Annotated in this window: 16 protein-coding genes; 6 read left to right on the top strand and 10 right to left on the bottom strand. The window is 64.1% G+C overall.

The genetic code is table 11. From position 1 onward, the window contains the following. Positions 1-153: 153 nt before the first annotated feature. Together N008_RS19015 and N008_RS21960 are read right to left on the bottom strand one after the other, a co-directional pair. Positions 154-864 carry a carboxypeptidase-like regulatory domain-containing protein gene (locus N008_RS19015; protein ID WP_044017884.1) on the bottom strand — a complete coding sequence of 237 codons (711 nt, stop codon included), beginning with the start codon at positions 862-864 and terminating at the stop codon, positions 154-156. Between the two features lie 274 nt (positions 865-1,138). Beyond that, positions 1,139-1,555 (bottom strand): hypothetical protein, encoded by a 417-nt coding sequence (locus tag N008_RS21960; RefSeq protein ID WP_052381751.1) that lies wholly within the window; start codon positions 1,553-1,555, stop codon positions 1,139-1,141. 292 nt (positions 1,556-1,847) lie between these two features. Between N008_RS21960 and N008_RS19025 the strand changes: the two genes are divergently transcribed. From N008_RS19025 to N008_RS19035, 3 genes are all read left to right on the top strand, one after another. Further along, a complete protein-coding gene (locus N008_RS19025) occupies positions 1,848-3,146 on the top strand; it encodes an NAD(P)/FAD-dependent oxidoreductase (protein ID WP_052381752.1) in 1,299 nt (432 codons plus the stop codon). 147 nt (positions 3,147-3,293) lie between these two features. Further along, the gene (locus tag N008_RS19030; protein ID WP_044017885.1) at positions 3,294-3,521 is read left to right on the top strand and encodes a hypothetical protein; all 228 of its coding nucleotides are present in this window, start codon (positions 3,294-3,296) and stop codon (positions 3,519-3,521) included. A 50-nt stretch (positions 3,522-3,571) separates the two neighbouring features. Further along, complete coding sequence (locus N008_RS19035; protein ID WP_052381753.1) at positions 3,572-4,951, top strand: 4Fe-4S binding protein; 1,380 nt, start codon at positions 3,572-3,574, stop codon at positions 4,949-4,951. 110 nt (positions 4,952-5,061) lie between these two features. Here N008_RS19035 and N008_RS19040 read toward each other — a convergent pair whose 3' ends face one another. From N008_RS19040 to N008_RS19065, 6 genes are all read right to left on the bottom strand, one after another. Next, positions 5,062-5,928: a hypothetical protein gene (locus tag N008_RS19040; protein ID WP_044017886.1), complete on the bottom strand. Its 867-nt coding sequence runs from the start codon at positions 5,926-5,928 to the stop codon at positions 5,062-5,064. A gap of 82 nt (positions 5,929-6,010) precedes the next feature. Next, positions 6,011-7,072, bottom strand: coding sequence for an alpha/beta fold hydrolase (locus N008_RS19045; RefSeq protein ID WP_231569747.1), 1,062 nt, complete (start codon positions 7,070-7,072; stop codon positions 6,011-6,013). Further along, positions 7,035-7,463: a hypothetical protein gene (locus tag N008_RS19050; protein WP_156109415.1), complete on the bottom strand. Its 429-nt coding sequence runs from the start codon at positions 7,461-7,463 to the stop codon at positions 7,035-7,037. The genes N008_RS19045 and N008_RS19050 overlap by 38 nt, the downstream gene beginning before the upstream one ends. A 115-nt stretch (positions 7,464-7,578) precedes the next feature. Beyond that, positions 7,579-8,139: a hypothetical protein gene (locus N008_RS19055; protein ID WP_156109416.1), complete on the bottom strand. Its 561-nt coding sequence runs from the start codon at positions 8,137-8,139 to the stop codon at positions 7,579-7,581. An 86-nt stretch (positions 8,140-8,225) separates the two neighbouring features. Next, positions 8,226-8,933, bottom strand: coding sequence for a GAF domain-containing protein (locus N008_RS19060; protein ID WP_052381754.1), 708 nt, complete (start codon positions 8,931-8,933; stop codon positions 8,226-8,228). Between the two features lie 55 nt (positions 8,934-8,988). Further along, positions 8,989-9,450 (bottom strand): peroxiredoxin, encoded by a 462-nt coding sequence (locus tag N008_RS19065; RefSeq protein WP_044017889.1) that lies wholly within the window; start codon positions 9,448-9,450, stop codon positions 8,989-8,991. A gap of 222 nt (positions 9,451-9,672) precedes the next feature. Here N008_RS19065 and N008_RS19070 point away from each other — a divergent pair, with 222 nt between their 5' ends. From N008_RS19070 to N008_RS19080, 3 genes are all read left to right on the top strand, one after another. After that, on the top strand, positions 9,673-10,362 hold the full coding sequence (locus tag N008_RS19070; RefSeq protein ID WP_044017890.1) for a glycosyltransferase family 2 protein: 690 nt from the start codon (positions 9,673-9,675) through the stop codon (positions 10,360-10,362). Between the two features lie 147 nt (positions 10,363-10,509). After that, positions 10,510-11,979, top strand: a complete 1,470-nt coding sequence (locus N008_RS19075) for a cellulose synthase family protein (protein WP_044017891.1) — start codon at positions 10,510-10,512, stop codon at positions 11,977-11,979. 43 nt (positions 11,980-12,022) lie between these two features. Then, the gene (locus N008_RS19080; protein WP_052381755.1) at positions 12,023-13,444 is read left to right on the top strand and encodes a glycosyltransferase 87 family protein; all 1,422 of its coding nucleotides are present in this window, start codon (positions 12,023-12,025) and stop codon (positions 13,442-13,444) included. A gap of 29 nt (positions 13,445-13,473) precedes the next feature. Here N008_RS19080 and N008_RS19085 read toward each other — a convergent pair whose 3' ends face one another. Both N008_RS19085 and N008_RS19090 read right to left on the bottom strand, forming a co-directional pair. After that, positions 13,474-14,103: a TIGR04282 family arsenosugar biosynthesis glycosyltransferase gene (locus N008_RS19085; protein ID WP_052381756.1), complete on the bottom strand. Its 630-nt coding sequence runs from the start codon at positions 14,101-14,103 to the stop codon at positions 13,474-13,476. Between the two features lie 164 nt (positions 14,104-14,267). Next, complete coding sequence (locus tag N008_RS19090) at positions 14,268-14,834, bottom strand: rhodanese-like domain-containing protein (RefSeq protein WP_052381757.1); 567 nt, start codon at positions 14,832-14,834, stop codon at positions 14,268-14,270. Position 14,835: the final 1 nt, after the last annotated feature.

The following is a 14,835-nucleotide window of genomic DNA, read 5'->3' on the forward strand; positions in this document are numbered from 1 at the left end:
GGCCTCCCCGGATATCCGGGGAGGCCTTCTTATTGTTGCGGTCAGTGAGCAGGGAGTAGTTGGTAGTGAGTAGTTAGAGCGAGAAAGTCGTGTGGACGTTGAAACTCAGCTCAGCCCTCCGCTCAACGCTTATTACCAAATACTCAATACTGATTACTTGCGGCGGCGCTTGGTTCCTTCCGAGGGCAGCAGCGTCACGTTGACGGGCTGGGAGCCGCGGGTGCGGATTTCCTGGTCTTGGTAGCCGCCGTAGCCGTACACGAGGGAATTTTCGCCGGCGGGTACTTCCAGCGTGTAGTTGCCGTTGGCATCAGTGCCGGTGCCTTTGCGCGAGCCTTTCAGCAGCACCGTGGCGCCGGCCATCGGGCGGCCATCCTCGTCCAGAATGCGGCCCGAAAGCGTAACGGTGGCAGGGGCCGCGGGTGCGGCCGGAGCAGCTTCAGCAGCCGGAACGGCTTCCTCTGCCGGCGCTGCTACCGGTGCCACCGACTCTGCGGTGCGAGCGGCCAGGCCAGCCTCGGCGGCTGGGCGCACTACGGTGGGCTTCTTGGCATCGGTGGCGGCCAGCTTAGCGGCATCGGCAGCCGCTTTTTCTTCGGCGTCCGTTGCATCGGCGGTGGCAGCAGGAGCAGCTTCCCGTGCGCCCGTTACGCTGGCTTCACCCAGCATCACCGACGGAATGATGGTGGTAACCACGCGGCGGCCGCTGGAACCCGGCAAAAACATGTAGCCGATGACGGCCAGCAGCAGAATGGCACCCACAATCAGGGCCAGCCGGCCGTTGCCGGAGGAATAATCCTCTTCTTCACTTAGTAGTGCGCTGTCGTCGGTTTCAGGCTCAGGAACAGTAAATTTAGTGGGCATAGGGATGGATTGGGGAGTTGGAAAAAATCAGAGCAAAACCGGTGCGAACCTGGCTGCCAGCGCTGAAAAAACAGCGGCTGAAAAAGGGGTTCACCACGGGTTCCTAAAGATATAGGAACTGTTACATTCTATCCTAATTATTGCAACTATCCGGCCCTGGGGACGCTGCTTTTTTCATTTTAGCAATAAGACAGGCCCCATGAGTAGCGCGCACAAAAAATCCCCGCTCCTTTCGAAGCGGGGATTCTGTTGCTCGCAGCCGAAGCCGATGGCGTTAGTCGTGGGCGGGTTTGGCCGGGCCGCTGGGCTCCTTATCGCCAAAATCCTGGTCGCGCGACCGGACAGCGTTGCCCATGTCGTAGCTTCCTTCGGCCTCGAAACCAGGGCCCTGGGCCTGCTCGCCGGCGTTCTGGTGGTCGTTGCCGCCCTGGGGCTCGGTTTCGCTGCCGCCAATGTGCAGGTTTTCGAGCTGGTTTTTCTGGTCGCTGCGCTGGGTGTAGCCGTTGGCGCCGGTGTTGCGTTGCGCCGAGGGGTCGTTGGCTTCCTTGCCGTTGCTGAGCAGCGACTTAAAGTCTTTTTCCTTTTCCAGCTGCTCGTTCTGAGCCGTGTTGCTGTTGTCGGTGATGTTCTTATTTTCCTGGTCGTTTTTGTTGACATCGTCGCCGCTGCCAAACAGACTATCTAGTGCCATGTTGGGGGAATGTAATGGGTGAGGAATTATATGAGCAGGTACGCGCCTTACCCCGTGAAGTTGTGTGCAGGCCACGTCCCGGCAGTAGGCTCTCTGTAAACCCGGCAGCAGCATGTCAGGTTTTGGCATCGGCACCGTCAATCGTATCAGTAGCGGCCCGCCCACGCCAAACCGCGGCCCGGCTCCGGCCCGTATACCGGGCTGGCTCACGCAGCCAACTCCGGCCGGGTTTGCCCGACATTGACGATGTTTGCCGCCGGGCTTTTTTCATTTCCCCCCTCCCCTTCGCGCTATGCACCTGGTTATCATCGGCAACGGCATTACGGGCGTGAGCTGCGCCCTGGCAGTGCGGCGGCTCTCGCCCGAGGCCCGCATTACGCTGGTGTCGGAGGAGACGCCACACCACTTTTCCCGCACGGCCCTCATGTACGTGTACATGGGCCATATGCGCGCCCAGGACATCAAGCCCTACGAAGACTGGTTCTGGCTGGAAAACCGCCTGGAGCTGGTCCACGACACCGCCACCGCCCTCGATGCCGGCCGCAAAACCGTGCACCTGAGTTCCGGTCCGCCCCTCACCTACGACAAGCTGCTGCTGGCCACCGGCTCGGTGAGCCGGCTGGCGGGCTGGCCCGGCCAGCACCTGCCGGGCGTACAGGGCCTGTACTCGCTGCCCGACCTAGAGCAGATGCACCGCGACACGCACGGCATCCGGCAGGCCGTGGTGGTGGGCGGCGGCCTGATCGGGATTGAGCTGGCTGAGATGCTGCACTCCCGCGGCATTGCCGTGACCATGCTCGTGCGCGACAGCCGCTACTGGGGCTCGGTGCTGCCCCCCGAAGAAGCCGCCCTGATTGAGCTGCAGCTGCGCGCGCACCACATTACGGTGCATTACGGCACTGAGCTGGCCGAAATCCTGCCCGACGACACTGGCCGGGTGCGCGCCGTGCGCACCACCCAGGGCACCGAGCTGTCCTGCCAGTGGGTAGGCTTGGCTACCGGCGTGGCCCCCAACCTGGCGTTGGCCCGCACCTGCCCCAGCCTGGAAACCGACCGCGGCATCCTGGTGGACGCGCACCTGCAAACCAGCCTGCCCGACGTGTACGCCGCCGGCGACTGCGCCCAGCACCGCCAGCCCGGCGCCGCCGAGGTGCCCATCGAGCAGCTCTGGTACACCGGCCGCATGCAGGGCGAAACCGTGGCCTACACCCTCTGCGGGCAGCCGACGCCCTACCAGCGCGGGCCGTGGTTCAACTCGGCCAAGTTCTTTCAGCTCGAGTACCAGACCTACGGCCGGGTGCCGGCGGAGGCTATGGCCGACGAGCACACCTGCTACTGGCAGCACCCCAATGGCCGCCACGCCCTGCGCATCAACTACCGGCCCGGCCAGGGCAACGCCGTAACGGGCGTCAACGCCCTGGGCATCCGGCAGCGCCACGACGTGTGGGAAACATGGCTGCGGGCCGGCACGCCGGTGCAGGAAGTGCTGGCCCAGCTGCGACGCGCCAACTTCGACCCCGAATTTTTCCGCCGCCACGAGCCCGCCATCCTGCGTACGTTCAACCAGCAGCTTCTTTCAAGGAGTACCTGAGAACGTCATGCAGAGGCGCAGCCAAAGCATCTCGCGTGCTGACGTTGTGGTGCTGCTGATTACTACACGAGCGAGATGCTTCGGCTGAGCCTCTGCATGACGTTCTCACCTTACTCCGTTACTCAACCACTCAGCTACTCTTTTCCCGTGGATTTCTCCAAGCTCTACCGTCCCAGCGCCCTCAACAGCTTCCAGTTCATTGCCGTTACGGGCCTGATTATGAGCGGCGGCGCGCACCTGATTCTGCATTTCTTCGCGCACCACTCACTGCCCGGCTACAACTGGCTATATGTGTGCTGGGCGGCGCTATACGTGGTAGGCTCGCTGCTGAACCTGTTCGGCAAACCCAGCGAAGACCACCATCACCACCACTAGGCGCGGCCTGTTGCCAGCTTTCATTTCCCGCATGTTTTCCGCTGTCTGTCATGGCTTTTGACTCTAACCTGACCCTGCCCCGCCCACCGGTACCCGACACCACGGCCACCGAGAAAACCCTGCTCACGGTGGTTGGCCTGGGGCTCCTGGCGCTGCTCACCGTGGCCTTCGATGCCGATGCAGGCCGGGCGCGCCTCAGCTTCTGGGCGGGCGTGCTGCTGCTGAGCGCGGGCACGCTGGGCTGGGCCTGGTACACGTTTGGGCGCCAGCCGGCCGGGGTGCTCCAGGACAACCTCTGGCTGCGGGCCAGCAGCAGCCGCGGCGCCGTGGCCTGGCTTACGGCCGTGGTCCTGACCGGCTTCTACGTGGTACTCTACTGGTTCAGCAACGACGACGGCCAGGGCAACTTCGGGCCGCTCAATCAGCTCATTCACGCCCTCGACCCGTTCAGCCAGTGGCTGCGCCACAAGCCCAGCGACCAGTGGTTTTTATACGGCACCTTCTACACGCTGGCCGTGCTGCTGATGGGTGGCCGGGCGCTGTGGAAGTACCGCCACTCGCCCTACCAACGCATCCGAACGGCCTCGGTGATGTTCTTTCAGCTGGGGTTTGCGTTTCTGCTGCCGGGGCTGCTGCTAGCGTTTCAGCGGCCCGAGTATTACTTCTCCTACTTCTGGCCCCTGAAATACGACTATCTGTTTCCAAGCACGGTGAGTTATCTGCTCAAAGACGGCGGCCCGGCGCTGGGCGTGTTCATGGTGTTCTGGGGCGTGGTGATGTCCTTGGTGGGCACGCCCATTCTCACGTATTTCTTTGGCAAGCGCTGGTACTGCTCGTGGGTGTGCGGCTGCGGCGGGCTGGCCGAAACCGCCGGCGACCCCTACCGCCACCTCTCCGACAAAAGCCGCGCCGCCTGGCGCTGGGAAGTCCGCATCATCTACACCGTGCTGGTGCTGATTGTGGCCCTCACGGCCCTGCTGTGGCTGGGCGCCTCGGGCGCGGTGCCGGCCCTGCAAGCCGTTACGGAGCCACTGTCCAAGGCCTACGGCTTTGCCATCGGCTCGGTATTTTCGGGTGTGATTGGGGTGGGCTTCTACCCGCTGATGGGGGCGCGGGTGTGGTGCCGGTTCGGGTGCCCGATGGCAGCCTATCTGGGGCTGCTGCAAAAGCACTTTTCGCGCTTCCGCATCACCACCAACGGCGCACAGTGCATTTCGTGCGGCAACTGCTCCAACGTCTGCGAAATGGGTATCGACGTGAAGCAGTACGCCCAGCGGGGCGAGCCTATCATTCGGGCCTCGTGTGTGGGCTGCGGCATGTGCTCCACGGCCTGCCCGCGTGGCGTGCTCAACCTCGAAAACGGCCCTACCGAAGGCCGCTACCAGGGCAGCCAGCTCATCCACGCCGACTCGCTGCGGATTCTGAGCTAAGCCACTTATTGACTGCCACAACAGAAAGCGGCGGCACTTCCTGATAGGAACGTGCCGCCGCTTTTTTCTATGCTTGTTGGCCTGGGTCTGCGTTTGCGGGCTCCCGTAACCTAGCGCTTGAACTCCAGCGGCCCTTTCGGCTTCAGCCAGGCTTTGAGGTCGGCGTAAGGAAACAGGTAGTCGGTTTCGGGCTGCAGGGCCTGAATGACGTGCGGAAAGCCGAAATCGTAGTAGAGCGTGAGGCCGAAGGGCGTGAGGGCGAAGTCGTAAAACCGCGGGTCGTTGGCTTCGAGGGTGGCGGTGCGGGTGCTGTCGTTCCAGTATAGGCGTTGCCGCACGTCAGCCAGCATGGCGGTATCCAGCTCCGGGTAGCTGGTGGGCAAAGCAGCCAGGTGCGCCCCAATGCGGCGGTTGATGGACTGCTGCCAGCGCTGGCGGAGCGCCAGCGTGTCGGCCAGCAGGTCGCGCACCTGCAGCAGGCGGCCCGTGCGCAAGTCGAAGGTGGCGTGCCGAACCGACGACGACGGGTATGCGCCCATATACTCCGCCGTGAGGGCCATCGACAGCAGGTAGTCATCATTGTAGAGCACCTCGTAGCTGGTGCCCACAAAGCCGCTCTGGCCATTGATTTCGTACTCGGCCAGCGCCTGCCGGAGGCCGCTGGCGGCTGTCAGGGGCTCGGGTAGCATCTCCAGGTCTTCGCCCAACGCCGCGTCTACCAGGTATTGGTTGATGCGGCCGGCTGCCGCCGCCACGGGCAGCTGCACCTGCGGCACGACGAAGGCGCTTTTCCCGGTGTCACCGACGCTCACGACTAGGGCGCGGGGGCTGGCTGCCACTACCGCCGGGGCTTTGGCCGGCCGGCCGGCCGTAGCACTTTTTTTCTTGGGTTGAGCTGGGGTTGTCCGCTGGGCCAGCGTGGGCACCGTAGTCAGCAGCAGCGCCGGCAGCAGCCAACGCAAATAGGTCTGGGGCATAAACAGGCAGGATTCGGCTGCAACTTACAGTTGAATCCACACATCTGCCCGGAGCAGCCGGCCGGCGTCAGCGGCAAACGCCCTACGGCTTTACAAAAGCCAGCAGCGCCGCCAGAAACTGCGGGGTGGCCTCCAGATGCGGAATGTGGCCCACGCCCGCCAGCGGCACTAATTTGGCTCCTTTGATCTGGCCAGCCACGCGCTTACCCAGCACCGGATACTGGCCCATGGCGGCCAGCACCTGCGGATTGTTGATGAGGCCCTTCCCTACCACCGTGCGGTCATCCTGCCCGATGATGAGCAGCGTGGGCACCCGCACCTGGCCGAACTCGTAGCAGACCGGCTGCTGGTAGATCATGTCGAAGGTGAGGGCGTTAGCGCGGGCCACCTGCCCGAAATCCGGGCTTTTGGTTTGGGCCGCCAGCGGCAGCAGCCACTGGTCGTGGGCGGCGGGGTAGCCGTGCGGGTAGTAGGTGGCGTGGTATTTCCGGATGCTGGCCTCGGTGCTTTTGCGCTCGGTAGCCTCGGCCTGATCGACGGATTGGAACGGTACGCCCACGCGGTAGTCCTCCAGCCCGATGGGATTTTCCAGGACCAGCTTCTCAGTGGTTTCGGGGTAGAGCAAAGCGAAGCGCGTGGCCAGCATACCGCCCATGCTGTGCCCCACCACCACCGCCTTTTTCACGCCCAGCGTATCGAGCAGCTGCCGGGTGTTGCGGGCCAGTTGGTGAAAGGAATAATGAATATCGGGCTTATCGGACTTGCCGAAGCCCAGCTGATCGGGCACCACCACCCGGAAGCCGGCGGCCGTCAGCGCCCGGATGGTTTCCACCCAGTACGCGCCAAAGAAGTTTTTGCCGTGCAGCAGCACCACTGTGTGGCCGTTGGGGCGGGCAGTGGGCGGCACGTCCATGTAGGCCATGCGCAGCGGCTGCCCTTCCAGCTTCAAAGGCAGCATACCCACCGCAAACGGGTAGTCGTAGCCGGAGAGGGTAGCATCGAGCACGGCAGGCACAGGCTGGGCCGCTACGGCGCGGGCCAGCAGCAACATCAGCACCAGAAGAGAGGAACGCAGCATCAGCAAAGCAGCATAGGTGAGCTGCTGCTTACGCAGAACCGGCAGGCCGGGCTGCCGATGCTTCATGGCGCAACGCTGCCATGTGCGTTAGGGCCGCCACCATATCGGGCCATTGCCGCAAGGAGAAATAATGGTCTATTTCTTCTCCGTTGTAGGTAATGCTGATATACTGTTCGTCGGTTTCAAAGTCTTCCGCCACTTCCAGCTGCAGCACTGCAACTGGCTGATCAGCCTTCCGGCTCCCACCATCCAACAACCAGCGGCCATTGAGCATCACGGCTTCCAGCGGCGCCCGGTAGCGGTGCGGGCGCAACCAGCCCCCGGTAACCAGGCGCACTTCAGTGGGAGAAACGCTGAACCGGCCAAACAGCAGCCAGACACTGTAGAGGCTGCCGGCCAGCAGCCACGCCAGCCACACCACGGCGGATTCCCCCAAAAGCAGGTGGCCGAAATACACCACTACCAGCAGCAGGCAACTCCCTATACCGTTCAGCCCGGGCCAGCTATACAGCCGGATGCGGGGCGCGCGCACTTCGGAAAACACCGGCATCGTGCTTCTGCTTCTTGCGCTGCTAGCTGCCGGCGGCCTGGTCGCGCTGGCGCAGCAGCAGCTCGATGGTGCGCGTGTCCTCGTCGCTCCAGATTACGCTGCGCACGTCGTCGAGGCCGAGCACGGTGTGGCCGTCGGGCTCGCCGTACTGGGTGTACACTTCCAGCAGCAACTCCTCTTCCGTGAGCCGCACCACGTAGCCGTAGTAGTCGTGGTCGTTCTGGGTTTCGAGCAGCAGCAGCTGGTGCGTGTCGAGGGCGTGCTGAAGCAGCGCGGGCACGGTGTGGTAGGTGGTATCGAGGCCGTCGGGGGCGGCGGCCTGGCCGTAGGCTACTTCGGGGTTGTTTTCCTTGAACTCAATCAGGCGCACATACCGGTCATCGAAATGCACTTCCGACACCGTTTCCAGGCCGAGCGTACGCACGCCCGTGAGCAGGCCCTGCCGCGTGATGGTGCGCAGCACCAGCAGCTCGGGGTTGATGCTGAGCACGTAGCCCAGAAACAGCGTGCCACCGGTCTGCACCGACACAATGCGGCGGCTGCGCTGGGCCCGCTGCAGCATATCAATCAATAAAGCTCCCATCGTAGTAAACAGCTAAAGGCCGTAAATATAGGCCGTCGGTTGCTGCTATCGAAAGTAAGCTGCTTTTGCGGGCTGAGCGAAGAACGCTAGGCCAGCGTTTGCATGAGGTAGCGGTCGAGGAGACGGTGCAGCGCCTGCAGCCGCTGCCCTACTGCCTGCCGGTCGGCCTCGCTGGCCGACACGGTGCCGGTGCGGCTGGTGAGGTAGCGGGCCAGCGCCGAGTTGTCGTGCAGCAGTTCCTGCAGCTCGGTTTGTGCCTGCTCCCACCGCTCCGGCAGGCCGCAGTCCAGGAGCTGGCGCCGCAGCTGTATGGTGCGGCTCACTAAGTCGGCTAGCATGGTAAGCAGGGTTTCTTCGCCGGACGTAATGGCGCGGGGTTCGCGCCCAATCACGCACATCGACCCGATGTTGTCGCCGTTGGGCATGCGCAGGGCCGCGCCGGCGTAGAACCGCAGCCCGGCCGACTGCGCCGTGTACGGATTGATCAGGCGGCAGCTATTGGCCGACAAATCCTCAAACGACAGCACCTTATCCTGCAACACCGCCGCCGAACACAGGCTATCGGCCCGATCTACCCGCTCCAGCCCGGGCAGGCCGGTATTAGCCTTGAAAAACACCTGCTCCTCATCCACCAACGAAATCAGCGAGATGGGCAGGTTAAACAGTTGGGCCGCCAGCGCCACATACTCATCAAATACGGGCTCGGGCGTGGTGTTCAGAATCCGGTACTGGTGTAGGGTGCGCAAACGGTGCGCATCATGAGCTGGAATCAACTGGTCAGGCAAGGCATCCATGGCGGCAAAAATACCAGTCCCGAAGCAGAATGGCTAATATATTTTATTTAATATATTAAGCTTGATTCAGCTCGGCCAGCACTTTTTTGGCCGTTTCTACGTGGTCGGTGGCCCGGTTCATGGAGTTGAAAATGTAGCGAATCATGCCTTCCTTGTCGATGACGAACGTGACGCGGCCGGGCAGCAAACCCAGCAGGGCGCGGGGCACCTCATAGAGCTTGCGCACCTGCCCGCCGACATCGGCCAGCAGCGGGAAGGGCAGCCGGTGCTTCTGGGTGAATTTCTGGTGCGAGGCCTCCGAATCGGAGCTGACGCCCACCACTTCGGCCCCAAGGTCCTGGAAATCCTGGTACTGGTCGCGGAACGAGCAGGCTTCGGCGGTGCAGCCGGGCGTATCGTCTTTGGGGTAGAAGTACAGCACGATGGCCCGCTGCCCGCGCTGCTCGCTCAGGCGGAACGAGTCGCCGGTGGTGGTTTTGAGAGTGAAGTCGGGGGCCTGGTCGCCTATCTGAAGCATATATGAGGCGCGCAATGTGCGCGGGCTGAGGGTGTGAGAAAGCCGGCAGCTACCTATAAGGCGGGCAGCCGGCGCGCAAAAGTAGATGGAAACCCGCTGCCAGCACCGAATGTTGCGCCCGCCGCGGGGCGGCGTGGGGGGCAACCGGGTCCAAGTCTGCATCTTTGTGGTCTGTAACTTTCTCTGCCCTCCAAAAGCGGGCGGCTATGTGCTGCCCCTGCCATGCTGATTGACGTCATTATTCCTGCTTTCAACGAAGAGCAGTCCATTGCGCAGGTGCTGCGCGAGATTCCGGCCGGTCTTGTGCGGGAAGTCATTGTAGTCGACAACAACTCCTCCGACCGCACCGGCGAGGTGGCCCGCGCGGCTGGCGCCACGGTGCTGCGCGAAACCCGCCCCGGCTACGGCCACGCCTGCCTGGCCGGCATGGCCCACGCCTTCGCCCGCCCCCTGCCCGAGCAGGCCGACATCATCGTGTTTCTGGACGGCGACCATTCCGACTACCCCGAGGAAATGCCGCTGCTGGTGGCCCCCATCCTGCGTGGTGAGGCCGACATGGTCATCGGCTCGCGGGCGCTGGGCGAGCGGGAAGCCGGCTCCATGATGCCGCAGCAGATTTTCGGCAACTGGCTGGCCACTAACCTGCTCCGCCGCCTCTACGGGGCCCACTTCACCGACCTGGGCCCGTTCCGGGCAATCCGGCGGGAGGCGCTGCAACGTATTGGCATGGCCGACACCACCTACGGCTGGACGGTGGAAATGCAGCTCAAAGCCGCCAAGCTGCGCCTGCGCAACACCGAAGTGCCGGTGCGCTACCGCCGCCGCATCGGCACCAGCAAAGTATCGGGCACGGTGCGCGGCACACTGGGCGCCGGCTACAAAATCCTCTGGACCATTTTCCGGTATCTGTAAACGGCCTGATCTTGTGCAAGTAAGAACGTCATGCAGAGGCGCAGCCGAAGCATCTCGCTTGCTTACTCAGGATTAGTAACTCAACCTCAGCAAGCGAGATGCTTCGGCTCCGCCTCTGCATGACGTTCTCTTTAGTCATCTTTTGAAATGCTTTTCCTCGAAATCACGCTGCTGGTCGTTTATGGGCTGTGTCTGCTGTTTGTGTTGGGCTTCAGCCTCACGCAGTTTCAGCTGACGCGGCTGGCCCGGCGTGCCTACCGGCAGGGCCTGCTGCCGGAGCCGGCCGCGCCGGCCGTGTGGCCCCGCGTGACGGTGCAGCTGCCGCTCTACAACGAGGTGTTTGTGGCCGAGCGCCTTATTGACGCCTGCGCCGCCCTCGACTACCCCACCGACCGCCTCCACATCCAGGTCCTCGACGACTCCACCGACGAAACTGTGGCCCTGGTGGCGGCGCGCGTGGCCTACCACCAGGCCCGCGGCCTGCACATCGAGCAGGTGCGCCGGCCCGACCGCCAGGGCTACAAGGCCGGCGCCCTAGCCTACGGCCTGACCCATTCCGAAGCCGAGCTGGTGGCCATCTTCGACGCCGACTTTGTGCCGCAGCCTGATTTCCTGCGCCGCACGGTGCCGTACTTTCAGCAGGAGCCGCGCCTGGGCGTGGTCCAGACGCGCTGGGGCCACCTCAACGAGGAGTATTCGCTGCTAACCGAGCTACAGGCGTTCGGGCTGAACGCGCACTTCCATGTGGAGCAGCTGGGCCGCAACGCCGGCGGGCACTTCATCAATTTCAACGGCACAGGCGGCGTGTGGCGCCGCAGCTGCATCGAGGATGCCGGCGGCTGGCACGCCGATACGCTCACCGAAGACCTGGACCTGAGCTACCGCGCCCAGCTGCGGGGCTGGCGCTTCCACTACCTGCCCCACGTGGTGGCCCCGGCCGAGCTGCCCGCCACCCTCGACGCGCTGAAGTCGCAGCAGTTCCGCTGGACCAAGGGCGCCGCCGAAACCGCCCGCAAGCACCTGCGCAACGTGCTCCGCTCCGGGCAGCCGCTGTCCACCAAGCTGCACGCCACGTTTCATCTGCTCAACAGCTCGGTGTTTGTGGCCATTCTGGTGATGGCGCTGGTGAGTGTGCCGCTGGTGTTCGTGCGGGCCGATTTGCCGGAACTGAAGCCGGTGCTGCGGGTGGCCTCGGTGTTTCTGCTGGCCTTCGTGCCACTGGTGTACTACTATTACACGGCCTGGCGCCTCGATAAGCCCACCGCCCCGCGCTGGCGCTTCGCGGCCGACTTCCTGCTGTTTTTGTCGGTGTCGATGGGGCTGACGCTGCACAACGCGCGGGCGGTGCTGCTGGGCTACCAGGGCCGGCAGTCGGCGTTTATCCGCACGCCCAAGCTGGGGCTGGTGAAGCGCACCGGCGGCTGGCGCGGCCGCCGCTACCGCACCGGCGACCTGCTCGACGGCCTCACGTTCACGGAAGGACTGCTGACGCTGTACTTCGCCTTCGGAGTGGGCGCCGGGCTGTATTTCGGCGACTGGGGCCTATTGCCGTTCCACCTGATGCTCACGGCCGGCTACGGCATTATCTTCCTGTATTCCGTCCGGCACCGGGCCTGATACCGGTTGTCAGCTACTTCATCCAACAGATCAGCTACCCGGCATGAACAAGCTGACGGACAACAATTCACCCAAACCGCTTGCTAACGATTCGCGGCCGATAACCGGCCGGCAAGCGCTGGCATTGCTGGTTTCGGGCGGGGCGTACGCGGGGCTGGCTTACGCCACTCCGCGGGCAGAATTCGGGCTGCTGCTGGGGCTGCTGGCGGTGGCATTTGGGGCGTACGCGTGGCTGCTACACTCGCGGCTGCCGCTATGGGCGGGCCTGCTGGCGGCGCTGCTGCTACGGCTGCTGTGGCTGCCGGCCCTCCCCGCCCTCTCCGACGACTACCACCGCTTCCGCTGGGACGGCCTGCTGGTGGCCGCTGGCCTCAACCCGTACCAGTACCGCCCGGATGAACTCGTGGCTGATGATTCTGCGGCTGGGGTCCAGGCCAACCCGACCTCGCCCCAGCCGGCAACCACGCTGCTTCAGCCCGCCGCTGAGGAACTCCAGACGCTCTATCCGAGGCTGAACTCGCCGCACTACTACTCCGTGTATCCGCCGGTGTGCCAGGCGGTGTTCGGGGTAGCGTCGGGCATCTTTCCGGCCCATGAGCGGGGCGCGGTCCTGCTGATGCGGCTGGTGCTGCTGCTGGCCGAAGCCGCCACGGCCGGGCTGCTGCTGGCGCTGCTGCGGCAGCTGGGGCTGCCCCGGCAACGGGCGCTGTGGTACCTGCTCAACCCGTTGGTGCTGGTGGAGCTGACCGGCAACCTGCACTTCGAGGCCCTGGTGGTAGCACTACTGCTGCTGGCGCTGTGGCTGCTGGCGCGGGGGCACTGGGCGGTTTCGGCGGGGGCGCTGGGGCTGGCGGTGGGCACCAAGCTGCTGCCGCTGCTGCTGCTGCCACTGCTGTTGCGCCGGCTGGGCTGGTGGCGCACGGCAGCCTACGGCGCCCTCACGCTGCTGACGGTGGCGCTGCTATTCGCGCCGTTCGTGTCGGCAGAGCTGGCCCGCAACATCGGCCGCAGCCTCAACCTGTATTTCCGCAGCTTCGAGTTCAATGCCAGCGTGTATTACCTGCTGCGCGCCGGCGGCTACTACCTCACCGGCTACAACCAGATTGCCCGCATCGGGCCGGCGCTGGCCCTGGGCAGCGTGGCTTGGATTCTGCTGCTGACCTTCGGCGAAAAGCGCCCGACCTGGGCCACCCTACCGGCCACCCTGCTGCTGCTGCTCACGGGCTACTACCTGCTGGCTACCATCGTGCACCCGTGGTACCTGACGCCGCTGCTGGCCCTGAGCGTGTTTACGCGCTACCGCTACGCCTTCGTGTGGTCGGGACTGATAGTGCTGTCGTACGCGGCTTACCAAACCACGGCCTATACCGAGAATCCGTGGCTACTGGCGCTGGAATATGGCGTTCTGCTGGGCGCTATGGTTTGGGATTATCGCCAGCAGCGGCTGGTGCGGCTGGCTGCTTAAGCTGCTGGTCGGCACCTTACCCCCAGCTTCTACTCGCCGGAGGTGTCGCGCCAAGCGGCCAGGTCGGCGGCATCGTCTACGTCGCGCAGCGTGGGCAGCTGCGCGACGGTCAGGCCCATACGGTCAGCGTCGGCCAAGGTGTGGGCCAGCACGGAGTCAGTACTCCAGCTTTTTCCCAGGAAAACATCTTCGTACAACTCTTTCATTCCCAACAGATAATACCCGCCATCCTCAGCCGGCCCTACAACCAGGTCATGCGTAGCCAGCGCAGCGTATGCCTGCTCCAAAATAGCCGTGGACAAACCCGGGCAATCCGTCCCGACGATGAGGACGGCGCGGGCGCCCTGGTTGAAGGCGTGGGCAAATGCCGTCAGCATGCGCGCCCCCAGGTCGCCGGGAAACTGCAGCTGCTGCTCGTAGTCCGGCCAGGCGTCGGCGCTGGCGGGGGGGGTTGTTGGGGCTTCGGCCAGCCACACGGTTTTGTGGGCGGGCAGTGCCTGCGCCACGGCCCGGGTATGGGCCAGCAGCTCCCGGTACACGGCCAGCGCCGCTTCGTTGCCGATGCCGGCGGCCAGTCGGGTTTTCACCTTACCCAGTTCGGGGTGGCGGGCGAAAACGAGCAGGTGCTGGTGAGCAGGATTGGTACTGGTGGCAGACATAAGCGGAAGAGAATTCAAAAGCAATGATTGTGAAGCTGACGTGACGCCGCTGTGTAGCGCGAACTTTGTAGTTCGCGCCCCCGCGCCGCCCGGACGATTTCGTTTCAACGGCGCGGAGACGCGAACTACAAAGTTCGCGCTACACAGCGTCAGGACCGACGAGCCTACTCATATACCTTACGGCCTTTTTTCAGCCACGGGCTCCACAGCACCGAGTATGGGTGCACCTCGTCGGTGCGGCCCTGGGCGTTGAACACCGGGTAGCCGTCGTTCACCCACTGAAAAATGCCGCCGTAGAGGTTGCGCACGTCGCGGAAGCCGAGGGCGCGCAGCCGCTCCCCTACCCGCTCGCTCCGGTAACCTACCGAGCAGTACACCACTACCGGCCGGTCGCGGGGCACGTCGCGGAACTCAGCCTTCTCGAAGGTGCCGAAGTCCACAAACCGGGCGCCCTGCAGGTGGCTGATGCGGTACTCTTCGGGTGTGCGGGTGTCCAGCAGCACCACGCCGCCGGGCTTGGCCTGCAGGGTGGCGGCCAGCTGCGCCGGCTGCATCAGCGGCACCGTGTTGCGGTACAGCGTTTTCAGCAATTGGTCGTAGGCGGTGTTGTTGCGCGCCGGCTCGCCCTGCCGCTCCCGCCCGCAGGCCCCCAGCGCCAGCAGCCACAGCCCCGACGACACCAAACTCGTGCGGCGCAGCCAGGCCAGCTTATGTACAAGGCGATTCAGCATA

Source organism: Hymenobacter sp. APR13, from assembly GCF_000737515.1.
GTDB lineage: Bacteria > Bacteroidota > Bacteroidia > Cytophagales > Hymenobacteraceae > Hymenobacter.

Excerpts from the sequence above, each read along its gene's own strand:
- N008_RS19085 (WP_052381756.1), bottom strand. The coding sequence starts at position 14,103 with ATGTCTGCCACCAGTACCAATCCTGCTCACCAGCACCTGCTCGTTTTC.
- N008_RS21960 (WP_052381751.1), bottom strand. The coding sequence starts at position 1,555 with ATGGCACTAGATAGTCTGTTTGGCAGCGGCGACGATGTCAACAAAAAC.
- N008_RS19040 (WP_044017886.1), bottom strand. The coding sequence starts at position 5,928 with ATGCCCCAGACCTATTTGCGTTGGCTGCTGCCGGCGCTGCTGCTGACT.
- N008_RS19035 (WP_052381753.1), top strand. The coding sequence starts at position 3,572 with ATGGCTTTTGACTCTAACCTGACCCTGCCCCGCCCACCGGTACCCGAC.
- N008_RS19070 (WP_044017890.1), top strand. The coding sequence starts at position 9,673 with ATGCTGATTGACGTCATTATTCCTGCTTTCAACGAAGAGCAGTCCATT.
- N008_RS19015 (WP_044017884.1), bottom strand. The coding sequence starts at position 864 with ATGCCCACTAAATTTACTGTTCCTGAGCCTGAAACCGACGACAGCGCA.
- N008_RS19075 (WP_044017891.1), top strand. The coding sequence starts at position 10,510 with ATGCTTTTCCTCGAAATCACGCTGCTGGTCGTTTATGGGCTGTGTCTG.
- N008_RS19065 (WP_044017889.1), bottom strand. The coding sequence starts at position 9,450 with ATGCTTCAGATAGGCGACCAGGCCCCCGACTTCACTCTCAAAACCACC.
- N008_RS19025 (WP_052381752.1), top strand. The coding sequence starts at position 1,848 with ATGCACCTGGTTATCATCGGCAACGGCATTACGGGCGTGAGCTGCGCC.
- N008_RS19090 (WP_052381757.1), bottom strand. The coding sequence starts at position 14,834 with ATGCTGAATCGCCTTGTACATAAGCTGGCCTGGCTGCGCCGCACGAGT.
- N008_RS19055 (WP_156109416.1), bottom strand. The coding sequence starts at position 8,139 with ATGGGAGCTTTATTGATTGATATGCTGCAGCGGGCCCAGCGCAGCCGC.
- N008_RS19060 (WP_052381754.1), bottom strand. The coding sequence starts at position 8,933 with ATGGATGCCTTGCCTGACCAGTTGATTCCAGCTCATGATGCGCACCGT.
- N008_RS19045 (WP_231569747.1), bottom strand. The coding sequence starts at position 7,072 with ATGAAGCATCGGCAGCCCGGCCTGCCGGTTCTGCGTAAGCAGCAGCTC.
- N008_RS19080 (WP_052381755.1), top strand. The coding sequence starts at position 12,023 with ATGAACAAGCTGACGGACAACAATTCACCCAAACCGCTTGCTAACGAT.